Origin of the sequence: Leuconostoc garlicum (assembly GCF_001998805.1) — a bacterium.
Taxonomy (GTDB): Bacteria; Bacillota; Bacilli; order Lactobacillales; family Lactobacillaceae; genus Leuconostoc; species Leuconostoc lactis.
Genome location: NZ_CP016329.1, coordinates 694976 through 718693, shown reverse-complemented (window position 1 = coordinate 718693; position 23718 = coordinate 694976). Strand labels below are relative to the sequence as shown.

Annotated in this window: 31 protein-coding genes, 1 tRNA gene, 1 other RNA gene and 1 other annotated feature; of the genes, 2 read left to right on the top strand and 31 right to left on the bottom strand. The window is 45.1% G+C overall.

Translation table 11 applies throughout. The annotated features are described in order from the left end of the window. Nucleotides 1–3: 3 nt before the first annotated feature. Entirely contained in the window at nt 4–1005 is a 1002-nt protein-coding gene (locus tag A9176_RS03760; protein ID WP_077282140.1) for a Gfo/Idh/MocA family protein, read from the bottom strand. Next, nucleotides 1002–1739, bottom strand: coding sequence for a GH25 family lysozyme (locus A9176_RS03755; protein ID WP_077283228.1), 738 nt, complete (start codon nt 1737–1739; stop codon nt 1002–1004). Before A9176_RS03755 ends, A9176_RS03760 begins: the two co-directional genes overlap by 4 nt. Nucleotides 1740–1918: 179 nt before the next feature. On the opposite strand from A9176_RS03755, the gene A9176_RS03750 reads away from it, so the two are divergent. Continuing rightward, nucleotides 1919–3148: an aminopeptidase gene (locus tag A9176_RS03750; RefSeq protein WP_029509499.1), complete on the top strand. Its 1230-nt coding sequence runs from the start codon at nt 1919–1921 to the stop codon at nt 3146–3148. 55 nt (nt 3149–3203) lie between these two features. Here the strand turns inward: A9176_RS03750 and proC are convergent, their stop codons facing one another. The 29 genes from proC to A9176_RS03610 all read right to left on the bottom strand — a co-directional run bounded on the left by proC (nt 3204) and on the right by A9176_RS03610 (nt 22925). Further along, a complete protein-coding gene (gene proC, locus A9176_RS03745) occupies nt 3204–3971 on the bottom strand; it encodes a pyrroline-5-carboxylate reductase (protein ID WP_077282139.1) in 768 nt (255 codons plus the stop codon). Nucleotides 3972–4017: 46 nt separating this feature from the next. Further along, on the bottom strand, nt 4018–4662 hold the full coding sequence (locus A9176_RS03740; protein WP_019041830.1) for a deoxynucleoside kinase: 645 nt from the start codon (nt 4660–4662) through the stop codon (nt 4018–4020). Between the two features lie 225 nt (nt 4663–4887). Then, nucleotides 4888–4960, bottom strand: a tRNA-Lys gene (locus A9176_RS03735). 131 nt (nt 4961–5091) lie between these two features. Next, nucleotides 5092–6084 carry a UDP-glucose 4-epimerase GalE gene (gene galE, locus A9176_RS03730; RefSeq protein WP_077282138.1) on the bottom strand — a complete coding sequence of 331 codons (993 nt, stop codon included), beginning with the start codon at nt 6082–6084 and terminating at the stop codon, nt 5092–5094. Between the two features lie 45 nt (nt 6085–6129). Then, nucleotides 6130–6861, bottom strand: coding sequence for an acyl-[acyl-carrier-protein] thioesterase (locus tag A9176_RS03725; protein ID WP_077282137.1), 732 nt, complete (start codon nt 6859–6861; stop codon nt 6130–6132). Between the two features lie 40 nt (nt 6862–6901). Then, nucleotides 6902–7777 carry a 16S rRNA (cytidine(1402)-2'-O)-methyltransferase gene (gene rsmI, locus A9176_RS03720; RefSeq protein WP_077282136.1) on the bottom strand — a complete coding sequence of 292 codons (876 nt, stop codon included), beginning with the start codon at nt 7775–7777 and terminating at the stop codon, nt 6902–6904. A 1-nt stretch (nt 7778) separates the two neighbouring features. Then, complete coding sequence (locus A9176_RS03715) at nt 7779–8699, bottom strand: DNA polymerase III subunit delta (RefSeq protein ID WP_077282135.1); 921 nt, start codon at nt 8697–8699, stop codon at nt 7779–7781. Beyond that, complete coding sequence (locus A9176_RS03710; protein ID WP_077282134.1) at nt 8699–9028, bottom strand: cyclic-di-AMP receptor; 330 nt, start codon at nt 9026–9028, stop codon at nt 8699–8701. The genes A9176_RS03715 and A9176_RS03710 overlap by 1 nt, the downstream gene beginning before the upstream one ends. Next, nucleotides 9025–9678: a dTMP kinase gene (tmk, locus tag A9176_RS03705; protein WP_010004629.1), complete on the bottom strand. Its 654-nt coding sequence runs from the start codon at nt 9676–9678 to the stop codon at nt 9025–9027. The genes A9176_RS03710 and tmk overlap by 4 nt, the downstream gene beginning before the upstream one ends. Before the next feature lie 47 nt (nt 9679–9725). Beyond that, complete coding sequence (locus tag A9176_RS03700; RefSeq protein WP_010004630.1) at nt 9726–9986, bottom strand: YaaL family protein; 261 nt, start codon at nt 9984–9986, stop codon at nt 9726–9728. Continuing rightward, nucleotides 9983–10588, bottom strand: coding sequence for a recombination mediator RecR (gene recR, locus A9176_RS03695; protein ID WP_010004631.1), 606 nt, complete (start codon nt 10586–10588; stop codon nt 9983–9985). Before recR ends, A9176_RS03700 begins: the two co-directional genes overlap by 4 nt. Nucleotides 10589–10624: 36 nt before the next feature. Then, entirely contained in the window at nt 10625–12403 is a 1779-nt protein-coding gene (gene dnaX, locus A9176_RS03690) for a DNA polymerase III subunit gamma/tau (RefSeq protein WP_077282133.1), read from the bottom strand. Nucleotides 12404–12477: 74 nt separating this feature from the next. Further along, nucleotides 12478–12565: signal recognition particle sRNA small type (gene ffs / locus A9176_RS03685), an RNA gene on the bottom strand. A 23-nt stretch (nt 12566–12588) separates the two neighbouring features. Next, nucleotides 12589–13107 (bottom strand): HD domain-containing protein, encoded by a 519-nt coding sequence (locus tag A9176_RS03680; protein ID WP_029509491.1) that lies wholly within the window; start codon nt 13105–13107, stop codon nt 12589–12591. Nucleotides 13108–13169: 62 nt separating this feature from the next. After that, on the bottom strand, nt 13170–13679 hold the full coding sequence (gene tadA / locus A9176_RS03675; RefSeq protein ID WP_029509490.1) for a tRNA adenosine(34) deaminase TadA: 510 nt from the start codon (nt 13677–13679) through the stop codon (nt 13170–13172). Next, the gene (locus tag A9176_RS03670; RefSeq protein ID WP_077282132.1) at nt 13657–14298 is read right to left on the bottom strand and encodes a class I SAM-dependent methyltransferase; all 642 of its coding nucleotides are present in this window, start codon (nt 14296–14298) and stop codon (nt 13657–13659) included. The genes tadA and A9176_RS03670 overlap by 23 nt, the downstream gene beginning before the upstream one ends. Nucleotides 14299–14418: 120 nt before the next feature. Continuing rightward, complete coding sequence (gene rplL / locus A9176_RS03665) at nt 14419–14784, bottom strand: 50S ribosomal protein L7/L12 (protein WP_010001475.1); 366 nt, start codon at nt 14782–14784, stop codon at nt 14419–14421. 56 nt (nt 14785–14840) lie between these two features. After that, nucleotides 14841–15416 (bottom strand): 50S ribosomal protein L10, encoded by a 576-nt coding sequence (rplJ, locus tag A9176_RS03660; protein ID WP_077282131.1) that lies wholly within the window; start codon nt 15414–15416, stop codon nt 14841–14843. Between the two features lie 28 nt (nt 15417–15444). After that, nucleotides 15445–15563, bottom strand: a sequence feature (ribosomal protein L10 leader region). Nucleotides 15564–15602: 39 nt separating this feature from the next. Further along, the gene (gene rplA, locus A9176_RS03655; protein ID WP_010001473.1) at nt 15603–16295 is read right to left on the bottom strand and encodes a 50S ribosomal protein L1; all 693 of its coding nucleotides are present in this window, start codon (nt 16293–16295) and stop codon (nt 15603–15605) included. Continuing rightward, the gene (gene rplK, locus A9176_RS03650) at nt 16295–16759 is read right to left on the bottom strand and encodes a 50S ribosomal protein L11 (protein ID WP_010001472.1); all 465 of its coding nucleotides are present in this window, start codon (nt 16757–16759) and stop codon (nt 16295–16297) included. The genes rplA and rplK overlap by 1 nt, the downstream gene beginning before the upstream one ends. Nucleotides 16760–16871: 112 nt before the next feature. After that, on the bottom strand, nt 16872–17498 hold the full coding sequence (gene nusG / locus A9176_RS03645) for a transcription termination/antitermination protein NusG (protein ID WP_029509488.1): 627 nt from the start codon (nt 17496–17498) through the stop codon (nt 16872–16874). A 119-nt stretch (nt 17499–17617) separates the two neighbouring features. Continuing rightward, complete coding sequence (gene secE / locus A9176_RS03640) at nt 17618–17791, bottom strand: preprotein translocase subunit SecE (RefSeq protein WP_029509487.1); 174 nt, start codon at nt 17789–17791, stop codon at nt 17618–17620. Between the two features lie 15 nt (nt 17792–17806). Further along, the gene (rpmG, locus tag A9176_RS03635; RefSeq protein ID WP_010001468.1) at nt 17807–17956 is read right to left on the bottom strand and encodes a 50S ribosomal protein L33; all 150 of its coding nucleotides are present in this window, start codon (nt 17954–17956) and stop codon (nt 17807–17809) included. Between the two features lie 52 nt (nt 17957–18008). Further along, nucleotides 18009–18599 carry a TetR/AcrR family transcriptional regulator gene (locus tag A9176_RS03630; protein ID WP_077282130.1) on the bottom strand — a complete coding sequence of 197 codons (591 nt, stop codon included), beginning with the start codon at nt 18597–18599 and terminating at the stop codon, nt 18009–18011. Between the two features lie 71 nt (nt 18600–18670). Continuing rightward, nucleotides 18671–20218 carry an ABC transporter permease gene (locus A9176_RS03625; protein ID WP_029509486.1) on the bottom strand — a complete coding sequence of 516 codons (1548 nt, stop codon included), beginning with the start codon at nt 20216–20218 and terminating at the stop codon, nt 18671–18673. A gap of 132 nt (nt 20219–20350) precedes the next feature. After that, a complete protein-coding gene (gene hpf / locus A9176_RS03620; RefSeq protein ID WP_029509485.1) occupies nt 20351–20899 on the bottom strand; it encodes a ribosome hibernation-promoting factor, HPF/YfiA family in 549 nt (182 codons plus the stop codon). An 82-nt stretch (nt 20900–20981) separates the two neighbouring features. Next, nucleotides 20982–21119: a ComF family protein gene (locus A9176_RS08885; protein ID WP_242943242.1), complete on the bottom strand. Its 138-nt coding sequence runs from the start codon at nt 21117–21119 to the stop codon at nt 20982–20984. Then, a complete protein-coding gene (locus A9176_RS03615) occupies nt 21100–21651 on the bottom strand; it encodes a ComF family protein (RefSeq protein WP_242943241.1) in 552 nt (183 codons plus the stop codon). The genes A9176_RS08885 and A9176_RS03615 overlap by 20 nt, the downstream gene beginning before the upstream one ends. Continuing rightward, on the bottom strand, nt 21648–22925 hold the full coding sequence (locus A9176_RS03610; protein WP_077282129.1) for a DEAD/DEAH box helicase: 1278 nt from the start codon (nt 22923–22925) through the stop codon (nt 21648–21650). The genes A9176_RS03615 and A9176_RS03610 overlap by 4 nt, the downstream gene beginning before the upstream one ends. Before the next feature lie 17 nt (nt 22926–22942). Here A9176_RS03610 and A9176_RS03605 point away from each other — a divergent pair, with 17 nt between their 5' ends. Continuing rightward, the gene (locus tag A9176_RS03605) at nt 22943–23578 is read left to right on the top strand and encodes a YigZ family protein (RefSeq protein ID WP_029509482.1); all 636 of its coding nucleotides are present in this window, start codon (nt 22943–22945) and stop codon (nt 23576–23578) included. Nucleotides 23579–23718 lie beyond the last annotated feature (140 nt).

Sequence of the window (23718 nt, the reverse complement as noted above, 5' to 3'; positions counted from 1 at the left end):
AAATTACATTTCTTTCTGGTCAGCTGGGAAAATAATTCCAGCCGACGAACGTAAGTCAAACAACGTTTGGTTGACTTGTTTAGCAAGTTGGAACCACTGCGTATACTGCAAATGGTGACCAACGGGGTCATTCATAATGGCCGCAAAGTCTTGTGCTTCACGTACCATCGGATTAGCATCAGGACGTTCCCCAATGTCGGTACTGTGTCCTTCGCCATCATGGAAAGTCACCGTATCGAGTTCAGCAATGTTATTTGTCGAGATGGTTTCTTTCAAGCCATAAACTTCACTTGATAGGTAAGAATTGGCATTTTTTCCAAAAATTGCGGTGACATTAAAGTCATCATAAAAGAGGTTGGCAACCCCACGGGCATCAGCACCGTTAGCCAAGAGGATTGGCAAATACTGCACAGCACGTGGTGCCCCGAACAAAGCAATCGCCGCATAGATCGGATAAACACCCAAATCATATAAAGCACCGGCGCTAAATTCACGCGTGAGAACGTTGGGTTCCTCACCCGCCAAGTAGGCATCAAAGCGTGAGGAGTACTTTTGATAAACCAACGTTGCGCCTTGTAACTGCGTTAAATCACCCATGGCCTGTTGGATAATCTTAAAGTTAGGTTGATGCACATGGCGGGCCGCTTCAAAATAACGCACATCTGGGTGGTTGGCCAATAACGCCTCAATTGTGGCAAATTCTGTTGGATTGCTCGTGGTTGGCTTTTCCACAATCACATGAACACCAGATTGGATGGCCACTTTCGCCTGTTCAAAATGCAAGGCATTTGGTGACGCAATATAGACCACGTCAAGGTCTGTGTAGAGGTCACTTAAAGTTGTGACAACATCGACATTTTCCAACCCCAGTTCGGCTACAAATGCTTCCCCACCGGCCTGGCGCCTTGAATAAACTTTCGTCAACTCATACTCACCAGTTTGAAGCGCCGCTTCAATAAACATTTTAGTAATCCAATTCGTCCCAATCGTTCCTAGTTTTATCATTTTATCGCCTCGAATTGCTTTCTGGTTCCGTTAAACACACTAGTTGGCATCTTGATAGCCTTTAAGCCTGTGCCAATTGTGTGATCTTCACTGTATTGAATAAATTGATTGTCGGCTGCCCGATCCCGCGTATTATCTTCAATGAGCCAATAATTGGCCTGATGGATCGTACCGGATAACTTCTTTTTCACGGCTGGCGTGGTATAAATCACAACGGACTTATCATAATGCGCCGCCAGTAACCGAATCACGCTGGCCAATCGTGACTGACTTGCTTGCGTGGCTACTTGATCGTTGGTCACATACACGGCAATTGGTAGTTCCCCGACATGACCCGCAACATGGCTAATAAAATATTGCGCTTGATCAGCCGCATCAATACTGTTATCAAAAACTTGAATGGCACCCACTTTTAATTTTGCCGCCTCGGCACGACTATAACTTGATTGATAGCCATCATCAAAAAATGATGTCCCTGTCGTCGCACGCAAATAGACAAAGTCAATGCCGTTACTGGCTAAATTACCATAATCAACATAACCTGACGTTTGGTTAATCGCAACGCCTTGCACGGCAAAGCCTTCCGGTGTTGCCTGAGTTTGCGTTGCCACTGGCTTAGCCAACAACCACACCGCAACCGTCGCTGAAATACCAGCGATAACAATCAGCCACGTTATCGTCATCAACCAGTTATTTGTTTTTATTTTTTGTTTCATTGCCGCATCATTCGTCATAATATCCATTATACAAAATTTATGCCTGTTGCGCCTGCCAATTACATTAAGCTTATATCACAAAGTCGCTATTGCACGGCTTTATCTTGTCGTGCGCCTTTTTTCATGAGATAATAATTATATTGTGAAATTTTATGGAGGAACGTGTTAGAATACCTGTCATCTAACACACTAAAACGATGTCATTAGAAACCAAACTCAACAAATATGCCGAATTGATTGTCAAGCGTGGCGTTAATGTCCAACCTGGCCAAACGATTATTTTATATGCGTCTGTTGAATCAGCTGACTTTGCACGTAAAATTGTTGCGGCCGCTTATGAAGCCGGCGCTCGCGAAGTGGTGATGGAATGGTCAGATCAAGCCATTACCAAGTCATTTTTGAGCCATGCCCCAATCGATCGACTTGAAAACGTCCCTGAATATGAGGTCCTTAAGGCCAACACCTTGATGGACAAGTACGCATCACGGATTTCACTCGTCTCACAAGATCCGGACGGTTTGGCTGGTGTTGATGCCGACCGCTTGCAAACTTATACAAAAGCAACGCAAAAAGCGCTGCATCGTGTCCGCGATGCTACGATGAAAGATGATATTTCTTGGCTCGTTGTTGCTGCTGCCGGTCAAGCCTGGGCAGAAAAAGTCTTCCCTGACCTTAAAGGTCAAGCAGCCGTTGAACGTCTTTGGGAAGAAATCTTAAAGGACGTTCGTGTTGATGACGACTCAGACGCCATCGCTAACTGGACAGATCACATTGAAACATTAAAAGCTAAAGCCGACTGGCTAAATGCCCAAAACTTTAAAGCACTACGCTATAAGAATGCCGTATCTGACTTTACAATTGGCCTTGCCGAAGGTCATATTTGGGAAGCAGCCTTGTCACAAGACAAGGCCGGTAACGTATTCATCCCGAACATGCCAACAGAAGAAGTGTTTACCGCTCCCGATAACCGTCACATTGATGGGCACGTTGCCGCTACAATGCCACTATCTTACCAAGGTAATGTCATCGAAAACATTGCCCTTGACTTTGAAAATGGTCGCATTGTGAAGGCCACTGCGACAAAGGGGCAAGACGTTTTGGAAAAGTTATTGGCTACTGACGATGGTGCCAAGTCACTTGGTGAAGTGTCATTGGTTCCAGATCCATCCCCTATTGCCCAAGGTGGTGTCTTATTCTACAATACCTTGTTCGATGAAAATGCATCAGACCATTTGGCCCTTGGTGCAGCCTATAATTCAAACATTACCGGTGGTAAGACTGAAGCACCTGAAGTCCTTGCTCAACGTGGTTGGAACATCTCAGATGTACACGTTGATTTCATGATTGGTTCTGCCGATATGAACATCGATGGTATCACCCAAGACGGCCAAACTGTGCCCGTCTTCCGAAACGGTGATTGGGCTTAACGTTATGTCATCGCAATAAAAAACCGCAAAAATATTTTGCGGTTTTTTTGTGCCATTATGCATGTTTATGGTTAACGGTTGCCTTGATAGCATGTGCTACAACAGCATCAAATTGTTGTTGCGCCAAATCATCTAACCCAGCACGTGTTGAACCGCCTGGTGACGCAACGGTATCTTGCATCGCTTGCGCTGATTGTCCAGAGACTGCTAACAGCCGTGCTGAACCAGCCACCGTTTGGGTGGCAATGGCGGTTGCTAATTCAGCTGACAGACCATTTGCAACCCCTGCTTTGGCCAAGGCATCAATGAATTTGAAAACGTAAGCTGGCCCTGAACCAGCTACGGCTGAGAAAGCCGCAAATTCCGCTTCAGGTACGGCAACAACTTGTCCGAGTTGGTCAGAAAACGCCTGAAAGGCGGTAGCGTTAGCCGCTGTCAATGACGCTTTGGCATAGGCTGTGATGCCTTGATTAATCGCCACGTTAATGTTCGGTAACGTCCGTACCACCTGCGTTGTCCCCGTCGCTGCGACCAGTTGGTCAACGGTTATCCCAGCTAACACAGAAACGACTAATTTATCCCCAAAGTCCAACGTGTTGACAACTGCTGCTAATTGATTCGGCAAGAAAGCTAAAACAACCACGTCACTTGCTTGAATTAGTTGCTGAGCCGGCAAAGCCTGTACACCCCATTCTTGGGCTAATTTTGCAGCTGTATGTGGTGATGATACGGCAATGTCTGCCGGTGCCACTTGGCGTGCTAATAGCCCTTTTATCATCGCTTGTGCCATGTTGCCCGTGCCAATAAATCCGTACTTTGCCATATACCTTCTCCTATTGAAAAACGACAAGCCAAATGGCCCATCGTCACTATTTGTCTTGAACTTCTGCTAACTTACTATCAATCATCTCTAAGACTTTAGCTCGTGCCTCAGCATCTGCTACAAAATCAAAACGGTCGCCATCGATTTGCACCTTTGGTGAACGATCATAGGCATCAAACCAATCATCATAGCGCTTATTCAACTCTTTGTAATAGTCATAAAGATCTGGATTTTCATCAATTTGTTCAAATGAACGGCCACGCTTTTTAATCCGTGCCAACATAGTATCAAAGCTGACGCGCACATGAATGAGCAAATCCGGATTCTTAACGTCTTCAACACCCGCAATTTCCGCCATCATATTATCCACCAAAGACTTATAGATATCGACTTCAGTTTGCGTTGCGCGGTCAAGATCAGCTGTTAATTGGAACAATAACGCATCTTCATAGATTGAACGATCCAAAATGTTTCTCATCCCCGTAGCACGTGCTGCTTTGATTTGGGCTAAACGCTTATTTAGAAAATAAATCTGTAAGAGGAAGCCGTACTTCTTTGGATTTTCATAAAATAATGGCAAAATCGGATTATCATCAACACTTTCATAAAATGCCTTTGACCCCAAGTGGTCAGCCAACATTTCTGTTAAACTTGTTTTGCCGGCGCCGATGGTGCCTGATAATACAATCATGCCAATTCTCCTAATTTCTTTCAGTTACGTACTAGTCTAGTATATCAAAAATCATGCGGTTGGGTCAGCAAAATTATAGTCATCATGCTGGCCAGTAAGAACCTGAAACATCGTCTAACCCGCGGTAAATCAGCACTTAAGCCCATATTCATTTTACTTTTTTTATGATCAACCCGACAATCACAATAAAAAAGGCGATACATTTCTGTATCGCCTTTTAATTAGTGGACAGTCAGGGGCTCGAACCCTGGACCCACGGATTAAGAGTCCGTTGCTCTACCAACTGAGCTAACTGTCCATATGTCGCTTTCACAACAAAGAATAGTATAGCATGTATTTTGATGTTGTGCAACACTTTTTCTAAAATTAATGGCACACTATTAAAAAAACAGCGTTAGTCATCACTAACGCTGTTTTGCATCCATTGCTTTATTTGTCGTTGTAACCAGTTGGATGGCTTTGGTGCCAGTTCCAAGCTGTCTTGATAATGTCTTGCACATTATCATATTTTGGTGCCCAACCCAACACATCACGTGCCTTATCTGAGTTGGCAATCAAAATATCAGGATCGCCAGCACGGCGTGGGCCAATTTTGGCTGGAATATCAACACCGGTTGCTTCACGCGCGGCTTCCACCATTTCCTTAACTGAGAAACCAGTTGCTGAGCCTAAGTTAAATTGGTTCGATTCATTACCATCAGCCAAATATTGCAAGGCCCGCATGTGAGCATCTGCCAAGTCTAACACGTGAACATAGTCGCGAACGTTGAACCCGTCTGGCGTGTTGTAGTCATCACCAAACATTTCAATGTAGTCGCGTTGACCCAAACCAGCTTGCAAAATAATTGGTACAAGGTGGGTTTCAGGTTGGTGATCTTCACCAATCGTACCATCTTCAGCAGCCCCAGCCACGTTGAAGTAACGCAATGCCACCCACTTCACACCATCCGCTTGCTCTGACCAAGCCATGATCTTTTCCATCATTAACTTTGATTCACCATAAGGGTTGATAGGGTTTTGTGGATCCGTTTCCTTAATTGGAATGTTGACTGGGTTACCATAAGTGGCTGCTGTTGATGAAAAGACGATCTGCTTCACATCATGATCCTTCATCACTTCCAGCAACGTTACCATGCCACTCGTATTGTTATCAAAATACTTCAATGGATTAGCAACCGATTCCGGCACAATTGAAAAAGCGGCAAAATGCACGACTTGTTCAATGTCTTCTTGATCAAAGACAGCTGATAAAGCGGCCTTATCGCGGATATCGACTTGATAAAACTTAGCGTCTGGGTGGACGGCATCACGATGCCCAGTAAACAGGGCATCAACAACAACGACGTCACGACCTGCTTCAACAAGTGTTTTTACCATGTGTGACCCGATATAGCCGGCGCCACCTAATACTAATACTGACATAATCGCCTCTTTATTCTAAATTGATACTTTCAGTTTACACCACTTTTAAGCATCACGCCACTTGAATTCCGCCTCGGCACTGACGACATCGCCCATCATAATGCGATGTTTGCTCTCGTGATCTTGGTGCACGACTTGTGATTGGATCGTATGCCCCAGCCGAATTTCATTTTCAAACCGGAGATTAATTGTGGTCACTTCATGGGTATTTAAAAATTCAGGTGCCATGACATCTTGCATCCACTCAAAATACTTTGAGTTATTCACATGTTGATTGGCATCAATATCTAAGTAGCGAACGTGATAATCTTTGGCCTCGTAAACCTCATCTGAGGCAAAGTGCGCCGGATTAGGAATACGTGGAATCTGTTTTACATATTCAGCTTGATAGGCATTGATAATATCTTCCGGTATGCGGGCCATGCGCCGGTTTTCAATGTCAATCATGGCCCAAATTGAATCGACGCGAATCACTTCTTCCCCTGTGGCATCAAAAAAAGCAAACGGCCGCCGCACAAAAAAAGGATTATATTTTGCCGCAAAAGTTTGGACTTTAACCGCCTCATTAATTTTGGGGCGCCGCTTCACCGTGAGCTCATATTGTAAAATAACCCAACCGAGGCCACGCGCTAAGTGCACGTCTTGCCCAACCCCCAAGGCATCCCCTTGCATTTTCGAGGCCAAAACGGCCCAATTTAAGATCATCGGCAAGGATAATTTCCCTGTCATATCCGCTTCATAGTATTCAACGTGTCGTTGCATCGCAAATGGTTGCATGTTCCCCCCTCATTCTGTACCAATGTATGACTATTAGTCGTTAATCAATGCCATGATAATCGGCATAGACCGCTTGCCGATCAAGCTGACGCGCTTTGGCCACTTGTTTAATGGCGGCATTAGGCTTTAAGCCTTTGGCGACCAACTTGGCCACGGCTTCTTGGACTGTTAACTCAGCCTCATCATTGTCAGTTGCTGCTGTTTCCTCACCAGTAAAGCCAGCAATCATCACAACAAATTCACCACGGATTTCGTGTGTTTTCGCCCAAGCTACTAATTCGGCCACTGTCCCACGCAAAAATTCTTCATATTTTTTCGTTAGTTCACGCGCCAAAACCACTTGTCGGTCAGCGCCCATCACCTTTTGAATATTTTCTAAGGTTTGTTTCAAGCGGTGCGGTGCCTCATAAAAAATCGTTGTATCACGCAACGTAGCAAGGCGTTCTAACTCGGCTAACTGGTCGCTATTTTTCCGCTGTAAGAAACCATAAAAATAAAATGGTTGCGGTACTAACCCACTGGCAATCAACGCCGTTACACCAGCGGTTGCGCCAGGAATTGGGACGACCGCAATCCCTTGCGCAATCGCTGCGGCCACTAATTCTTTTCCTGGATCAGAAATCGACGGCATCCCCGCATCACTCACTTGAGCAATGTTTTTGCCTTGTTGTAAATCCGCAATGATGCCTGGTATTTTAGCTTGCCAATTATGCTCATGAAAGCTCGTTTGCTTGGTTGTAATGTCAAAATGATTAAGGAGCTGTTGTGTGTGCCGCGTATCTTCAGCTGCAATTAAATCAACATCGGCCAAAACGGTAATGGCGCGCGGGGTCATATCTTGCAAGTTCCCAATCGGGGTTGGCACAAGATAGAGCGTACCGGTTTCGCTCTGTTCAAAACTCTTTTGTTGTTGCATATTATTCTCCTAATGCCATGGCTATTTCCAAGACCATTTTCTCAAATCGTGTTTGCAGTGACACGTTCGTTTGGCTTAATCGGTCATCAGCAAAAATAACGTCGCTCGCGCGCACTAACTGTTGTGGACTATAGTGCTGTCGCAAAGTTTTGTATAAGCCAACTAGTGTGGGGAAATGGAGCTGTGCGTCGGGTATTTGCCCGTAAACAACTGTGTCACGTGACAATTCATGTAACCAGGCCAAAAAAAGACGCTGCTGCGGTGCTTCTTTCAACGCATCGACAAGTTGCAATTGCACATACACAAACGCTTCCACCCGTCGTTGCATCATCAGTTCAAACCACTTAAATAAGACTGGTTGCATTGTTTTACGCCACTGCTCGGCTTCATCATCTGGCTGTGCCAAGGCAATTTCGGGGCGTAATTGAACAATTTGCGCCCGTGATCGAATAGTAGGCAGCACCTCATTGAGGTTTTCGGCCAACATGATCATGAGTTGCGGGCCAACCGGCTCTTCAATAAACTTAAGCAGCGCATTGCCAGACTCGGCTTGTAACGTTTCGATGGCGTCAAACACAAAAACTTTGCGTTGGCTTTCTTGCGCAACTGTGACAAATTCTGGTTTTAATGCCCGAATTTGGTCAACCTTCCACGTCCGCTTGGTCCCTGTCCCACTTTTGGGTAGGCTGGGTTGGGTAATTTTGACATCGGGATGATCATCCGCCATGATCCGGATGGCCTGACGTTCATCCGCGCCAGCCATAAGCCAAGCCAAATAACGCGAAAAAGCCAGCTTTTCTGGCTGGCTTGGGCCGACAAAGAGATACAGATGACTGAGCTGATTTGTCGCAATCAGTTGTTTAAAATGGGTGATCTGTTGCGGATACACCTTTTCTGCGGTTGTAATAAATTCCGGTGTCATTAGAACTGATGGAATGATTCAATGTTTTGCGTATAAACAGTCGCGCCACCGACTTCAACTTCAATCGGATAAATCCCGATTTGTTCACCACCAGCATCTAAATTCACTGGCGGTACCATAAATTGTTTCCGTGTTTGTGATACTTCTTGAATAATGTCCAACGTTTCTTGGACGCGTGCATCTTCAATGGCAATCAAGAAAGTGGTGTTGCCTGAACGGAGGAAACCACCCGTTGTCGTTAAGCGTGTCGCCCGAATATTGGCTTTGACGAAAGCGTTACTAAGCTTGGTTGCATCCTTGTCTTGAACAATAGCTGTCACTAATTTCATAATGATGACTCCTTTCGCGATGCTATGATGTCAAATAGCAATGTGCGTGTCTCTGCAATGACCTGTTCTAGCGGTTGTGTCGCATCAATTAATTTAATTCTATCAGAAAAATCACGTTGCAGGGCTAAATAAGTCTCTCGCACCGCTTGATGAAAGGCTAACGATTCCTTATCCAAACGATCAATCTTATCTTGACGATTGGCCATCACGCGTGCCAAACCAACTTCGGCCGGTACATCAAAATAAATCGTTAGATCAGGCATTAAGCCATCAATGGCAAACTGATTAATTTGCCAAATATGATCGACACCGAGGCCACGACCACCGCCTTGATAGGCCAACGAACTATCCACGTAACGATCAGAAATCACTACTTTACCTGCTTCAAGTGCTGGCAAAACGACGGATACCAAGTGTTGCCGGCGCGCTGCTGTATACAATAAGGCTTCTGTACGGTCATCCATGCCATTATCTTCTGCTGGTTGCAGAATCGCACGAATGGCTTCAGAAATTGGATTGCCACCAGGTTCTCGTGTCGTCACCAGTGCCTCACCAAGCTGCGGTTGTAATTCAGCCACCAGTGCCTGTAAGACGCTTGTCTTACCCGCACCTTCCGGTCCTTCAAAAGTAATAAATAGCGGTTTCGTCATGTGTCTTGTTGTCCTTTTTGTTTATAGTGGCAGTACCCTAACTGACACTAAATGCGATCAGTTTTCAGGACATGGGTTTGCATATGCCCAACTGTCTTGCGGCGGCGTGCTTCACGATAGAGATAATTAAATTTGGCCTTTGTTAGCGCAGTTTGCGCCTGAATTAACCGCACATTGACTTGGCCATCTAACAATGCTTCTTCCGAATTTTGGGCCGTATCCCAGTCAATCTTGGCTTTATCAATTTGAAAAACGAGGGCCTGGTCATAAGTTTGTCGCAGATTTACTTTCTTTTTACGAAATATCATAATTCTGTTCGTCCTTGTACTGCTTTAATCAACGTCAATTGGTCCGCATAATCAATATCTGATCCCACTGCCAAACCGTGTGCCAAACGGGTTACTTTAATCCCCGCGGGCTTTAGCAACCGTGCGAGATACATCGCTGTGGCTTCACCTTCGGCGTTGACATTTGTACCGACAATCACTTCGTTAATTTCTTGGTGTTCGGATAATCGCCGAATTAAACTCGGCAAGTTAATGTCTTCTGGTCCTGTGCCGGAACTCGGTGAAATCACACCATTGAGCACGTGATACAAGCCGTGATAATCACGCGTATTTTCCATCGCCATCACATCACGCGCATGCTCAACCACAAAAACAGTTGTTTGGTCACGCGACGGATCCTGACAAATCACGCACGGATTGATTGATTTTTCCGTAATATTGCCACACACCTCACAGAAGGTCAAATCATTTTTAGCAGAAGCGAGCGCCTTAGAGAAATCAATCACATCATCTTCTGCCATACCTAAGGTATAAAAAGCCAGACGTGTGGCTGTTTTTTGCCCAATACCTGGTAATTTTGTATAGCTTGCTATTAATTTTGCAATCGGTTCTGGATATTCCATAATGGTACAAGGCTATCACAGCCAATCCTTTCTCTATTAATCAATCACTTGCACAATATCGTCGCCAAACAATTTCTTAGCTTCAGCGACGATCGCTGGTTCTACAAGCCCCGTTTGCTCTGGTGTTGGTGCACTTTGCGACTGGGTCGTGGCTGTTTGGCTCACTCTCGGTATATCCGCCAAATTCAAAGGTTGAGTCGTCCCCGCCTTTAACTGCGCGACATAATCAGAGCGTTCTTGTTGCCAGCTATCTTGGGTAATCAACACCATTTCTGTTGGCAATTGTTGTGCAGCCAGCGCTGTTCGTAATTGCGTTTGCAAGGCGGCATCTTGTAAAGCTTGTGCCAATAAAGGTGGAAAATCAAACGCTAAAACAAGCCCTTCCTCACTTGCAGCTACCGGGGCGGCAATCGTCAGTAAGGCCTGTTCAGCAACACCAAATTGACTAATCAAGTCTGACCAAGCAGCCTTCACGCGACTAAGCGTCTCCCGCTTCGCTTGTTGTAAAACGGCAAAGACCGCATTTTTCCCCGTACGCGCCCACAACTGGTTGGCAACGGCTGCTTCTTCAGTTGGCGCAGCAGTTACCACTGGTTGTGCAACTGGTGGCGTTGCCAATGTTGGTGGCACTGGCGTAGGCGTTGATGGTACAGTCTCAACTGTTACCGTTGGTGTTGGTGTTGACGTTGGTTGCGCTGCAACCACTTGTGGTGCAACTTTGACGGGTTGTGCAGGTGTTACTGTTTCACTTGGCTGGACTGACGCTGGTGCTTGCGGTGCAGCCGTCATCGCCAGTTTAACCGTGAGCAATTCTAAATACACATCACTTTGCATCGTTTGCATGAGCTGTTGCTGAATGTCATCTAGAATTACCATCATCTGTTGAATGCGTTCAGCCGATAACTGTTGGGCCAATGCCGTAAGATCAGTCACAGCAATCGCTGTTTTAATCAAATCAGGCGCGACATTTGTCATCATCACATCGCGCAATAAGCCTAACACATCAACCACAAAACGTTGGGCATCTTTGCCGGCAAGTAGAATATCATGTAAAATCTGGAGCCCTTTTGGCGTATCCCCTTGACTAACAGCGACCATATAGGCCAATAGTTGGGCTGTTGTTGTCGAACCAGTGACCTGTAAGGCGTTATCGACCGTCACCCGATCTGTGCCATACGCCATCACCTGATCTAAAATCGACAAGGCATCTCGCATGCCACCTTCCGCCACGTTGGCAATAATGCGTAACGCATCGTCATCATAAGCGACCTGACGTTGCGTTAAAATATCGGCTAACCGTGCCTGAATGGCATCGGTCGCAATCCGTTTAAATTCAAAACGCTGTGTCCGTGACAAAATCGTCACGGGTACTTTTTGCGGTTCAGTGGTTGCCAAAATGAACTTCACATTTGCCGGTGGTTCCTCAAGCGTCTTCAGGAGGGCATTAAAGGCACTGTTTGACAACATATGCACTTCATCAATGATGTAAACTTTGTATTTCGCTTCAATTGGTGCATAATCCACGTTCGCCAAAATATCGCGCATATCTTCAACGCGACTATTAGACGCCGCATCAAATTCCACAATATCGGGAATCTGGGCATCATCCGTTTGCGGATCAATCCCATTGACTTCACGCGCAAATATTTTAGCCGCGGATGTCTTCCCTGTTCCACGTGGCCCAGAAAAAAGATAGGCATGGCCCGTCTGCTCTGTTTCAATCGCATTCTTAAGTGTTTGTGTGATAACTTCTTGACCAATCATGTCATCAAACGTCCGTGGTCGGTAAACCCGATATAATGCTTGATATGCCACTGTTACCACCTCCTGAGGAACTTTTTTTTGCAAATTACAACGCTAACTTACAAAAAAAGACCGCTATGCGGTCAATATGTACACAAGCACAACATCGAACAACCTTAGGGCTGCTACATTCCTGTCCTGACCCGGTTCGAGAGTCGACGCTTGCCTGCTTTTCTATTATATCTAATTTTTTTGCTTTAAGCAAACACTTCAGCCACTTTCTTCGTCACCTTGGCTTGCCACTTAAAGTAAGTTAAGTAAGCCTTGGGTACCAAATATTCGTTGACCGCTGCGAAATCATCGACGATTGAAACAATCCAGCTTTCGCGGTACTTTGGTAGCGCAATAGTGGCACCAAACATGTGTTTAACAATGATATCCGCTTCTTTATCACTAATAGCCGTTAGCTTTTTGGCATTTTGAAGCGCAATACGTGGGTGAACATAAGCATGTGAACCCGCTTCAAACTTCGTCACACGCCAATCATAGTAAAAAAGATCATGTAACAATCCGGCACGTGCCGTCGCCGTTGCATCAGCGCCAATTTTTTTAGCAATCACGTAAGATTGATAAGAAACTGAGATAGAATGCCGTAACCGGTTAGAAAAATGGTGTTGTGTATATTGTGCGAGTTGTTGCACTTCTTCGTGTTGTAATAAATCGTCAACAATTGCTAAATACTCTTGGTCGAGACGCCAAGCATTAGGATTTTGCATGTAAATTTTGCCTCTTTTAATAAGTCTGATGCTATTATACTACGAAATCATTAATATGGGCGTTACAATGTTTGCGATTTTTTATTGCGTTTCCGTTGCGCCCTAATTTGGCCAAAGAAATCTTGTAACAGCGCCCCACCCTCATCACCGCGAACCTGCGGATGGACAACAACCCGATGATTCAAGCGTTCATCTTCCAACAACTGATACAACGAACGTGTCGCACCACCTTTGGCGTCATCGGCACCATAATAGACCACTGGGACGCGTGCATTAATGATCGCCCCAGCGCACATAATACAAGGCTCAAGCGTGACAAATAACGCCGTATCTTCTAAACGCCAAGATTGTAACGCATCGTTAGCCGCTTCAATCGCGAGTAACTCGGCATGCGCTGTGGCAAGCTGGTGGGCTTCACGATGATTATGCGCCCGTGCCACAATTTGATTATCTTTCACAATCACCGCGCCAATCGGTACTTCGCCTTCATTAGCGGCTAGTTTGGCCTCGTTTAGAGCCACCTGCATAAAATAATCAATCTGCGCATCACTAAATGTGGGTATCTGGCTCATAAGTGCTCTCCAAAATATAGTAACCTTTGTTTTTCGCAATAATTTTTGCATTACCAAAGGCTGCCAACATATTTTTTTGTGCTGAAGGCGCCCCTTGCTTTTTCTGTAAAACAGCAATTAATTTACCACCTGGTACTAAATGGTGTACAGCATCTTGTAACATCGCCGTGACCACCTCTTTACCGGCACGAATCGGTGGATTCGTTAAAATCAAGGCATATTGATCCGTGATTTGTTGATAAATATCTGATTGGAAAACAGATACCAACTGGTCAACCCCATTTTGCTTGGCGTTTTGTTGCGCTAAAGCCAACGCCCGTTCATTGACATCAACCATGTCCACTGGCCGTTGATATTTTTTCGCAATAGCAACCCCCACTGGACCATAACCAGTACCGAGATCTAGTACCTTCCCGTCCGTTAGGGTTGTTTTATCTAGGGCATCCAACATCGTACGCGTCCCAAAATCAACCGTTGACTTAGAAAAAACGCCGCTATCGGTTGTAAAGTGTAAGGTATTCCCCAACAGGTCAAAATCAAAATTTTGGAAATGATGCTCAGAATTCGGATTCGCAGTGAAATACATTTCACCGCCAATTTTTTCATTTGATGTGGTCATAACGACTCCTTAAGTTTATGTACAAAAAAAGAAGTACCGAAGCACCTCTTTTAATATTGCGAATCATATCCCACACCGACTGGTGTGATGATAACCAATCCGTTATTTCATCAAATGAAATTACTTCAAAGTTACTGATGCGCCAGATTCTTCCAAAGCTGCCTTCAATTCGTTAGCGGCTGCTTCGTCAAGACCTTCCTTAACGATTGAAGGTGCGTTGTCAACTAAGTCCTTAGCTTCCTTCAATCCAAGACCAGTTGCTTCACGAACTGCCTTGATAACCTTAACCTTAGCAGAACCTGCTGAAGTTAATTCTACGTCGAAGTCTGTCTTTGCTGCGGCTGCGCCGTCAGCTGCACCAGCTGCTGCTACAGGAGCTGCTGCTGAAACGTTAAATTCTTCTTCGATTGCTGAAACCAATTCAGCCAAATCCAAGATTGTTGCATCCTTCAATGATGCGATAATCGCGTCTTTATCAAAAGCCATGATTAAATCCTCCAAATTTTTGTTTTGATGTTGTCGTTAGTAAAACTTGTTGCTGATTATTCAGCAGATGGTGTTTCTTCGGCTGCAGCTTCCGCAACTGGTGCTTCTTCAGCAGCAGGTGCAGCAGCTTCGCCACCTTCTTCTTCCAACTTCTCTTGCACAGCCTTAACAGCATATGCAAATGAACGGATTGAGAATTGGAATTCGGCCATCAATTGACCAAGCAAACCTTCGCGTGATGGCAAAGATGCATACTTGTTGATGTCGTCCAAGTTAGCGATGTTGCCGTCAACAACACCACCCTTGATTTCCAACTTTTCGTTGGCGTCAGCAAACTTCTTCAAGATACGTGATGGCGCAATAGCATCTTCACTTGAGAAGGCTACGGCTGAAGGACCGACAAAGATGTCGTTCAATTCAGCAAAACCAGCTTTTTCAGCAGCACGTGTCAAAATCTTGTTCTTGATCACTTCAAGAGACACGCCTTCTTCACGTAATTGTTGACGCAATTCTGTTGATTGCGCAACTGTCAATCCACGAGAATCGACCACAACTACTGAAGCAGCCTTCTTGAATTGTTCAGCAACTTCTTCAACCTTTTGTGCCTTAAGCGCAATAGCTTTTTCACTCATGATATGTGATTCTCCTTCCTTAATATTATTTTGCAAAAGAAATCCCGTGCACCAAAAGACGCACGGGAAAAGTTTTTTTAAAACTTCCTCGGCAGGATATTAAGGTACAAGTACCACCTGAGTCTTAGGCAAAATGATTTAATTCACTTAAATGATTATATCAAACCAAGTTGATATCGTCAAATTTTACAATGTGTTGATGTCCAATGTTACTGATGGGCCAAATGTTGAGGCAATTGATACGTGTTGTACGTATGTGCCCTTAACAGCAGCTGGACGAGCCTTCAAAACAGTTTCAGCAATTGTCTTGATGTTTTCAGCCAACTTACCGTCTTCAAATGAAACACGACCAACAGGTACAGCAACGTTTCCGTCACGGTCTGTACGGTATGTCACTTGACCACCCTTGGCATCTGAAACAGCCTTAGTCACGTCCATTGTCACAGTACCAGTCTTAGGGTTTGGCATCAAACCCTTAGGTCCCAATACACGGGCAACACGACCAACTTGGGCCATCATGTCAGGTGTCGCAATAGCTGTGTCAAAGTCTAACCAGCCACCTTGGATTTGTGCAACCAAGTCAGCAGCACCAACAACATCGGCACCGGCAGCTTCCGCTTCCTTAGCCTTGTCGCCTTGTGCAAAGACGATAACCTTCTTGTCCTTACCTGTACCGTTTGGCAACACAACAGCGCCACGCAATTGTTGGTCGGCTTGACGTGTGTCAACGTTCAAGTTGAAGACAACTTCAACTGATGCGTCGAAGTTAGCGTAATCAATTTCCTTAACCAATGCCACGGCATCGTTCAAGGCGTAGTTCTTTTCAGCGTCAACCTTTGCTAAGGCTGCGGCGTACTTCTTACCATGCTTTTGAGTCATTATTCTGCGTCCTCCTTGATTGCTGTACCTTCAACAGTCAAGTCAACACCATCAACAGTAACACCCATTGAACGTGCTGTACCTTCGATCATACGCATAGCAGCTGTCAAGTCGTTGGCGTTCAAGTCAGCCATCTTGTTTTCAGCAATTGCACGGATTTGATCCAAAGTAACGTTTCCGACCTTCTTAGTGTTAGGTTCACCTGAACCCTTACCAACGATCTTACGCAATTGATCAGCAGCAGGTGGTGTCTTTGTCACGAATTCGAATGAACGATCATCGAAAACAGAGATTTCAACCGGAATAATTGAACCTGCTTGGTCTGCAGTACGCGCGTTAAATTCCTTTGTGAATTGCGCGATGTTAATGCCGGCTTGTCCCAAAGCTGGACCAACAGGTGGTGCTGGTGTTGCTTTAGCAGCGGCAATTTGTAGCTTAACTACTTGTGTAACTTTTTTAGCCACGATTTTTTCCTCCTCGTGTTGTGGTAGACGTAGCTTGAGTGCTACTCCCACGTATGCCGATGGCATACCAATACATTATATTAAAAAATAAAGCAAATTGCAATACTTTTATTTAGGCTTCGTCCAAGACCGTGTCGACATCGGCAAAGTCCAATTCTGTTGGTGTTTCACGACCAAAGACTTCCACCGTTGCTTCAAGTGTTTGCTTTTCCGCATCCACACTGACAACTGTGCCTTCCATGCCTGCAAATGGGCCAGCAATAATTTTAACGATTTGCCCAACTTCAACGTCAAGGTCAACCACTTCACGTGTGACCATCCCCATCCGCTTCATCAACAAATCAACTTCTTCAGGCAACAAAGAATTTGGCTTTGATCCGGCACCGTGAGAACCCAAGAAACCAGTAACACCTGGCGTGTTACGGACAACGTACCAAGCTTCATCTGTCATGTTGTAGTCTTGTGGCGTAGCCATTTCAACCAACACATACCCTGGGAAGTCATTTTCAACTGAAGTCTTGGCTTCACCATCTTGAATCGTTGTGACTTCTTGTTCTGGCACCAAAATACGGAAAATTTGTTCCGTCATCCCCATTGTTTGTGTACGTGATTCCAAGTTAGCCTTCACTTTGTGTTCATAACCTGAATACGTGTGCACAACGAACCATGACTTTTCAATGTCGTCTGTGTTTGGTGTTGGTACAACATTTTCTTCTGGTAATTCGTTATTTTCTGTCATTTTAATTGTCGGTACCCTTACGGGTACACCGCCCTTTCTTTCATTCGATATAAAAAAGAACCTCTTTTAAGAAGTCCTTGCGTTAGTTACAGTATACTATATTTTCTGTTTTTGAGCTATTACTTCATGACGAAGTTAATACCTTGTTGTAAGAGCCAGTCCACACCGCCCAAGAAAACAGCAAAGATGATTGACACGGTAATCACCGTCACAGTTTCCTTTGAGGCTTGCGCTTCGGACAACCATGTTACATTCTTCATTTCATTTGCAACATTTTTAAAGTATCTCACCATGGTTGACTGCCTCCTTTACTTTGTTTGTTGATGCAATGTGTGCTTGCCACAAAAGGCACAGAACTTATTCACTGCTAAGCGTTCTGTCCGATCTTTTGACAATGCTACTGTGTAATTGCGTGAGCCACATACTGTGCACGCGAGTGATACTTTTTGACTAGCCATAATAGGTCTCCGTTAAATTTCATTTCTAGCATAACACTTACACGCGTAAAACTCAACGGTGCGCAACGCCGTATAAAATCAGATCGAGTAGATTTTGGACGCGTGTGGTCAAATCACGGCCATCAGTGAGCGCATGGAAGTCACTAAACAACGGTGCCAAACTCGTCATATAAAATGCACTCGCCATTTTGGCATCAACATGTTGTCTTAATTGCATCGCCTCTTGATCAAAAAAATGTGCAATGGGACCAACGTAGTACCGACCAAAAACCATGCCCAACGTTTGTTTGCTATCGGGTGAAAGCACATCAAAACTACCGTGAATTAAAGTGAAAACATCACGCGGATGCCGGTTTACAATCACCTTAGTCATGTCGACTAACTGATCAACTGGCTGCGGATAAGGCTGTGCCAAGATGGCAAGCATCTCATCAGCAACCTGTTGTCCAACGACCTTAATCACCTCAACAAATAAGGTTTCTTTGTCGCCAAAGTAGTGATACAAAGCCGGTTGGGTAATGTTTAACGCTTTGGCAATATCACGTGTTGTTGTTTGTTCAAACCCGTGCGCCAAAAATTGGTCTGTCGCAGCGGCTATAATGCGATCGCGCGTCGCTGTATTTGTCTGTGATTTGGTTTCCATATTGTTAGTTTACACCATTTCAAATAAAATGCAGCATGACTTTCGTCACCCTGCACTGATTTTTTTAGATTTTACGACTGGCTTAATTCATTTTTGAAACTTTGCCGCTGCTTCATTCGGTAGTATGAGACTAATAAAATCGTCAAGACCAGCCACCACAACGCTAAGATTAACAAATCTTGCTGGACTGCCCCGCCAAAAATAATTGCCGTCGTCACACGATACAAAGCTGCTAGCGGCCAGACCATATCACTCATATGCACAACCGTCGGTATCGTCTGGGCTGGACTAATGCTTAACACAAAGACTGCCTGCAAAATCAACAAGATAACGCTTAACCACCAGCCAGCTTGACCAAGCCACTGCTTCAAATACCAGACAAGACTCATCATGACCCAAGCCGCTAACAACGTAGCCCCAACCATTAGCCAAATATTACCAATCGTCACATGCCAAAATGGCGCACTACCGACCATCAAGCCAACAGCTAACAAGCTGAATACGCCCGCTAGTTGGAAGTTTTCCCACCACTGTTCTAAGGCTAACGCCTCTTGACGCGTTGACTTCACAGGGAGGAGTAACCCAAATAATACAGCCAGCACCGTCACAGCCACAACCAATAATTGTGGTAATAAGGTTTGTCCGGTTTGCTTAATAGGTTGCAAATCAATTGTCTGATAGCGCATCATCTGTGTCAATGGTGACGCATCGTGCTGATCCGCCTGCTCACCTAACATACTGTTAAGCTGGCCGGCCACGTCAGCCTGGCCTTGCTGTAGCGCATTGGCGCCAGCTTGAATTGTCCCTGATTGCTCACTTAGCGCTTTAGCTTGTGATAAATTAGCACTGATTGTGCCAATGCCACCAACAATCGTGGTTTGCATCGTATAAGATAGATTATTAATCGCCACTGCCATAGCCTGAATTTTTGCTGTGTCACCAGCATTAACGGCATCATTTAGTTGTGCCGAATAATTTGCCAATTTCGCCACCGCATCATTGGCGTTATCCTTTAAATCACTGGCAGATTGCGCATCAATACGATTCCCAACAACTTGCAAATTCACTTGCAAATCGTCTGCTTGCTGCGAGAGTTGTTGACTTTGTTGTGCGATCTTTTTCAACGCTGTGTTATTAGCCGGACCAACCAACAATGTGTTATTCTGACGGGTCAACGCCGCTGATAATGCCTGTGTGAGATACTGGGCAGCAAATGGACTTTGGCCACTCGCTAGCCACTGTGAAATCGGCGCAACTTGACCAGTTTGTTTAAAATCAGCCAGTTGCTGCGTCAACGTTGCTGGCATCATCACGACACTGTTGACCTTACCAGCGCGCAAAGCCGCTTTGGCTTGTGCTACGCTGCGATAATCAACCGCGGTCAACGCTGTATCTTGATGCAATAACTTACTGAAATCAGCCCCAATGTTACGCTGTTGATCTTGATATTGACCACCACGATCTTGATTGACAACCGCAACGCGTAGTTTAGTTGCCTGTTGGTTCTGATGTCCTAAAACACCCAGCATACCGGCCACCAAGATGACCGGTGTGATCGTGGCCACTAGCCACTTCACGAGCTGTCGCTTATTTTTAAATAGGGATTGCCAACTGAACATAAAAAAACCTCTTTTATCTATTATTACTAGCATAACGATAAAAAGGCTTTTTGGGGTTATCTTTATAAAGTTTTATGACTTTTACAACATTTTTGCGCGTTGGTCATACTGACGCAACCACACAATACGCCATTATTCGCCTGCAGTCTCCAACAAACCATAACGGCCATCCTTACGCTTGTAAATGACAGCATCGGTGTTGGTTTCTGCATCCTTGAAGATGAAGAAATTGTGCGCTAACAAATCCATTTGTAGGGCAGCTTCTTCAGGTGACATTGGCTTCAGATCCACATGCTTTGTTCGTACGACTTGGATGGCATCGTCGTCCACTTCTGTTTCAGGAATTTCACCTTCTGCATCAATGCCCTTGAAGCCAGTTGCACGTGACTTACGATTAATCTTCGTCTTATACTTACGTACTTGACGTTCCAGCTTATCAGAAACCGCATCAATCGCTGCATACATGTCAGGGTCAATAGCTTCCGCGCGCAAGACAACGTACGGTAGCACAATGGTAACTTCGGCCTTATCAGACTTATCAGAATGGTAAGTTCTCAAATTGACGTTAGCAGTCGCTTTTTCGCCGATGTAACGGTTCAACTTTGTCAGACGCTTCTCCACATACTCACGAAGGGCATCTGTTACCTCGATATTCTCGCCTCGTACATTAAAATCTAACATAATCAATTCCTCCATCTAAGTTACTACATTCATTATACCATAGCTGTAAGCGTTTTCTGTAAAAATATTCATTTTCTCATCATTAACGTGCCAATGACAAACTTTTGACCTCTTTTGCGCCTAATTGATATAACAATGTTGCTGCATGATATAACGTGTTACCCGTTGTATAGACATCATCAACAAGTAACACGCGCTGATCAACCAAATCTTTGGTCACCGCAATGGAAAATGGCTGTTTTCGGTGTAAACGGGCCGCCCGATCTCGCTGTGACTGATGCGCCTTTTGTTGTTGCGTCTTGCAATAATGCCTGATAAGGGACCCCTTCAAATAGGCCTAGTGTTTGATTAAATCCCCGTCGTAACATCGTATCATGACTAACCGGCACCGGAACAACCATATCCATAGCCATAGTATGCACTTTTTGAATTAACTCATGATTAAATACGGTTCGCAGCAGATAATCCCCGTTAAATTTATACGCCTTCATATACTGTCGCATCGCCTCATTGTATTGATATAACGCACAATGCGCCAATAATTGCTGCCCTTGTTGTTGCCAACGGCGGCACTCTTGACACAGTGTGTCATCTGCTTGTTGGCGACCACATCCAGCACACGCAGTTGTAATACTTTGAAACTGTTGCCGACATGGCTCACAAATTACCGCGTTGTCCAGTGTCATCACGCCGAGTGCTTGCAACAAATTCAGTTCGTCATGTAGTGGTTGTTGACATAGCAAACACATCATGGCACACCGCCTAACTTTTGGCCACGCCGATTCATTTGCCTAATTTGATATCGGGCAGCTAAAACGCGGTAATTAACGTGAGTCACATAGGCGATGACTAAACCACTCGGATAGTCAGGATGCCGGCCGACACGGCCTGCCATTTGGACCAAAGCATGCTCACTAAATACCGACTCTTCCGCGCCCAGAATTAACACATCTAATGCCGGAAACGTCACCCCACGTTCCAAAATCGTGGTCGTCACAAGAAATTGCACAGCCCCATCTCGCATGCGTTGCACTTTTGCTTGACGATGGGCATCATCTGCGGACACATAGTCTCCCAATTGTTCAGGAAATCGCTGGCTTAAGGCCGTATAAATTGGTTTAAGGTCTGCAATATGTGGCACAAAAATCAATAAACGCCGTTTGGCCAGCAAGCATTGTTTAACCTGCTGGTAAAAGTGCATTGGAAGTTTGTGCCGCCAATTGTTCACCAACCGCAGTCGGATGTCGGGTAATAAATGTTGATGAAAGCGTAATGGAAGATAGGAAACGGCTAGTTGTTGCCGCTTGACCCGTTGCCGTAATTGCTTTGTCGGCGTTGCCGTCAGATAAATCACCGTACTTTTGGTTTTTTTGGCTTTGTTCACAGCAAAGTTAAGCATGGCATCCCCAGCAAAGGGAAAGCTGTCGACTTCATCAATAATTAGTAAGTCAAAAGCCGCTAAAAAACGTAACATTTGGTGCGTTGTCGCTAAAACCAACTGAGTATAGGCATAGGGTTGCGGCTGTTCGCCATACAAAACGACCAGCGGTGTCTGTTGAAAGGCTGCTTGTAAGCGTGGTGCCAGTTCCAAAATCACATCAATGCGCGGTGACACAATGGCAACGCGTTGTTTTGCTTGCAGCGCGCGATGAATGACTGGGAAGAGCATTTCTGTTTTACCCGCACCCGTTACTGCCCAAACTAAGTGTTCCCGTTTTTGAGCTAACGTTGCCAATAAGGCATGACTGACCTGTCGTTGTTGCGCTGTCAATTGCCCAGTCCATGTTAATGTTGTGTCACCGTTAAATTGGTTGGGTTCTGGCAACGATACCAATACATCCAACGTACTCACACGTCCTAATGCTAAACACGCCCGACAATAAAACTGTTTGTTAGGGAGTGCCGCGCGTTGGCTTTGCCCACAACGCTGACAGATCGTGTGATGAAAGGCTGGGACAACCTGACAAGTAGTTGGGATAGGCGCAATCTTTGCTTGCACAATTTGTCGACCATAATATTTTTCCATACGCTATAATACGATATATGGACAAGTACATCACAATCGCCCCAGATCAGTTTGTCTGGGAACAAGACATTAAAAAATCACGTTTTATTCTAAATATTGCCCGCATCTCGTCAGAAGAAGATGCCCGTGCGTTTATCGAAAAAATTAATAAACAGCACTACAAGGCCACCCATAATGTGTTTGCCTATTTATTGGGTGATAATGACCAAATCCAACGTTATTCCGACAACGGCGAACCGAGTGGCACCGCAGGCGTGCCGATGCTTGAAGTGCTACAAAAAAACGGCATCCATGATGTCGTTGCTGTCGTCACGCGCTATTTTGGTGGCATTAAGTTAGGCGCTGGCGGGCTCATTCGGGCGTATGCCGGCACGACCGCCGAAGGCGTCAAAGCCGCTGGTCTGGTGGAACGGTTGACGCGGACCAAAGTCACCCTCACCGTCGACTACAAACAAGCCGAGACGTTACAATACTGGTTAACCGCACATGATTATCAAATTATGACGACCACTTACGACACGGCAGTCCATCTGGTCGTGCCAGTTGCCGAAGTGGAACTACCCGAATTTCAAGCGACATTGACTGATTTTCTGGCCGGTAACATTAAATTTCAAATTGGTGAAAAAACTTTCTTTGAAATTTCGACAAAATAGGCTATAATTGAATAGTTATGATCCGCTAGTGTAATGGATCGCACGCAAGATTCCGGTTCTTGAAATCCGGGTTCGACTCCCGGGTGGATCATCATAACGCTGACTATACAAGCGTTTACAGGCAATTTGTAGCACTGTTG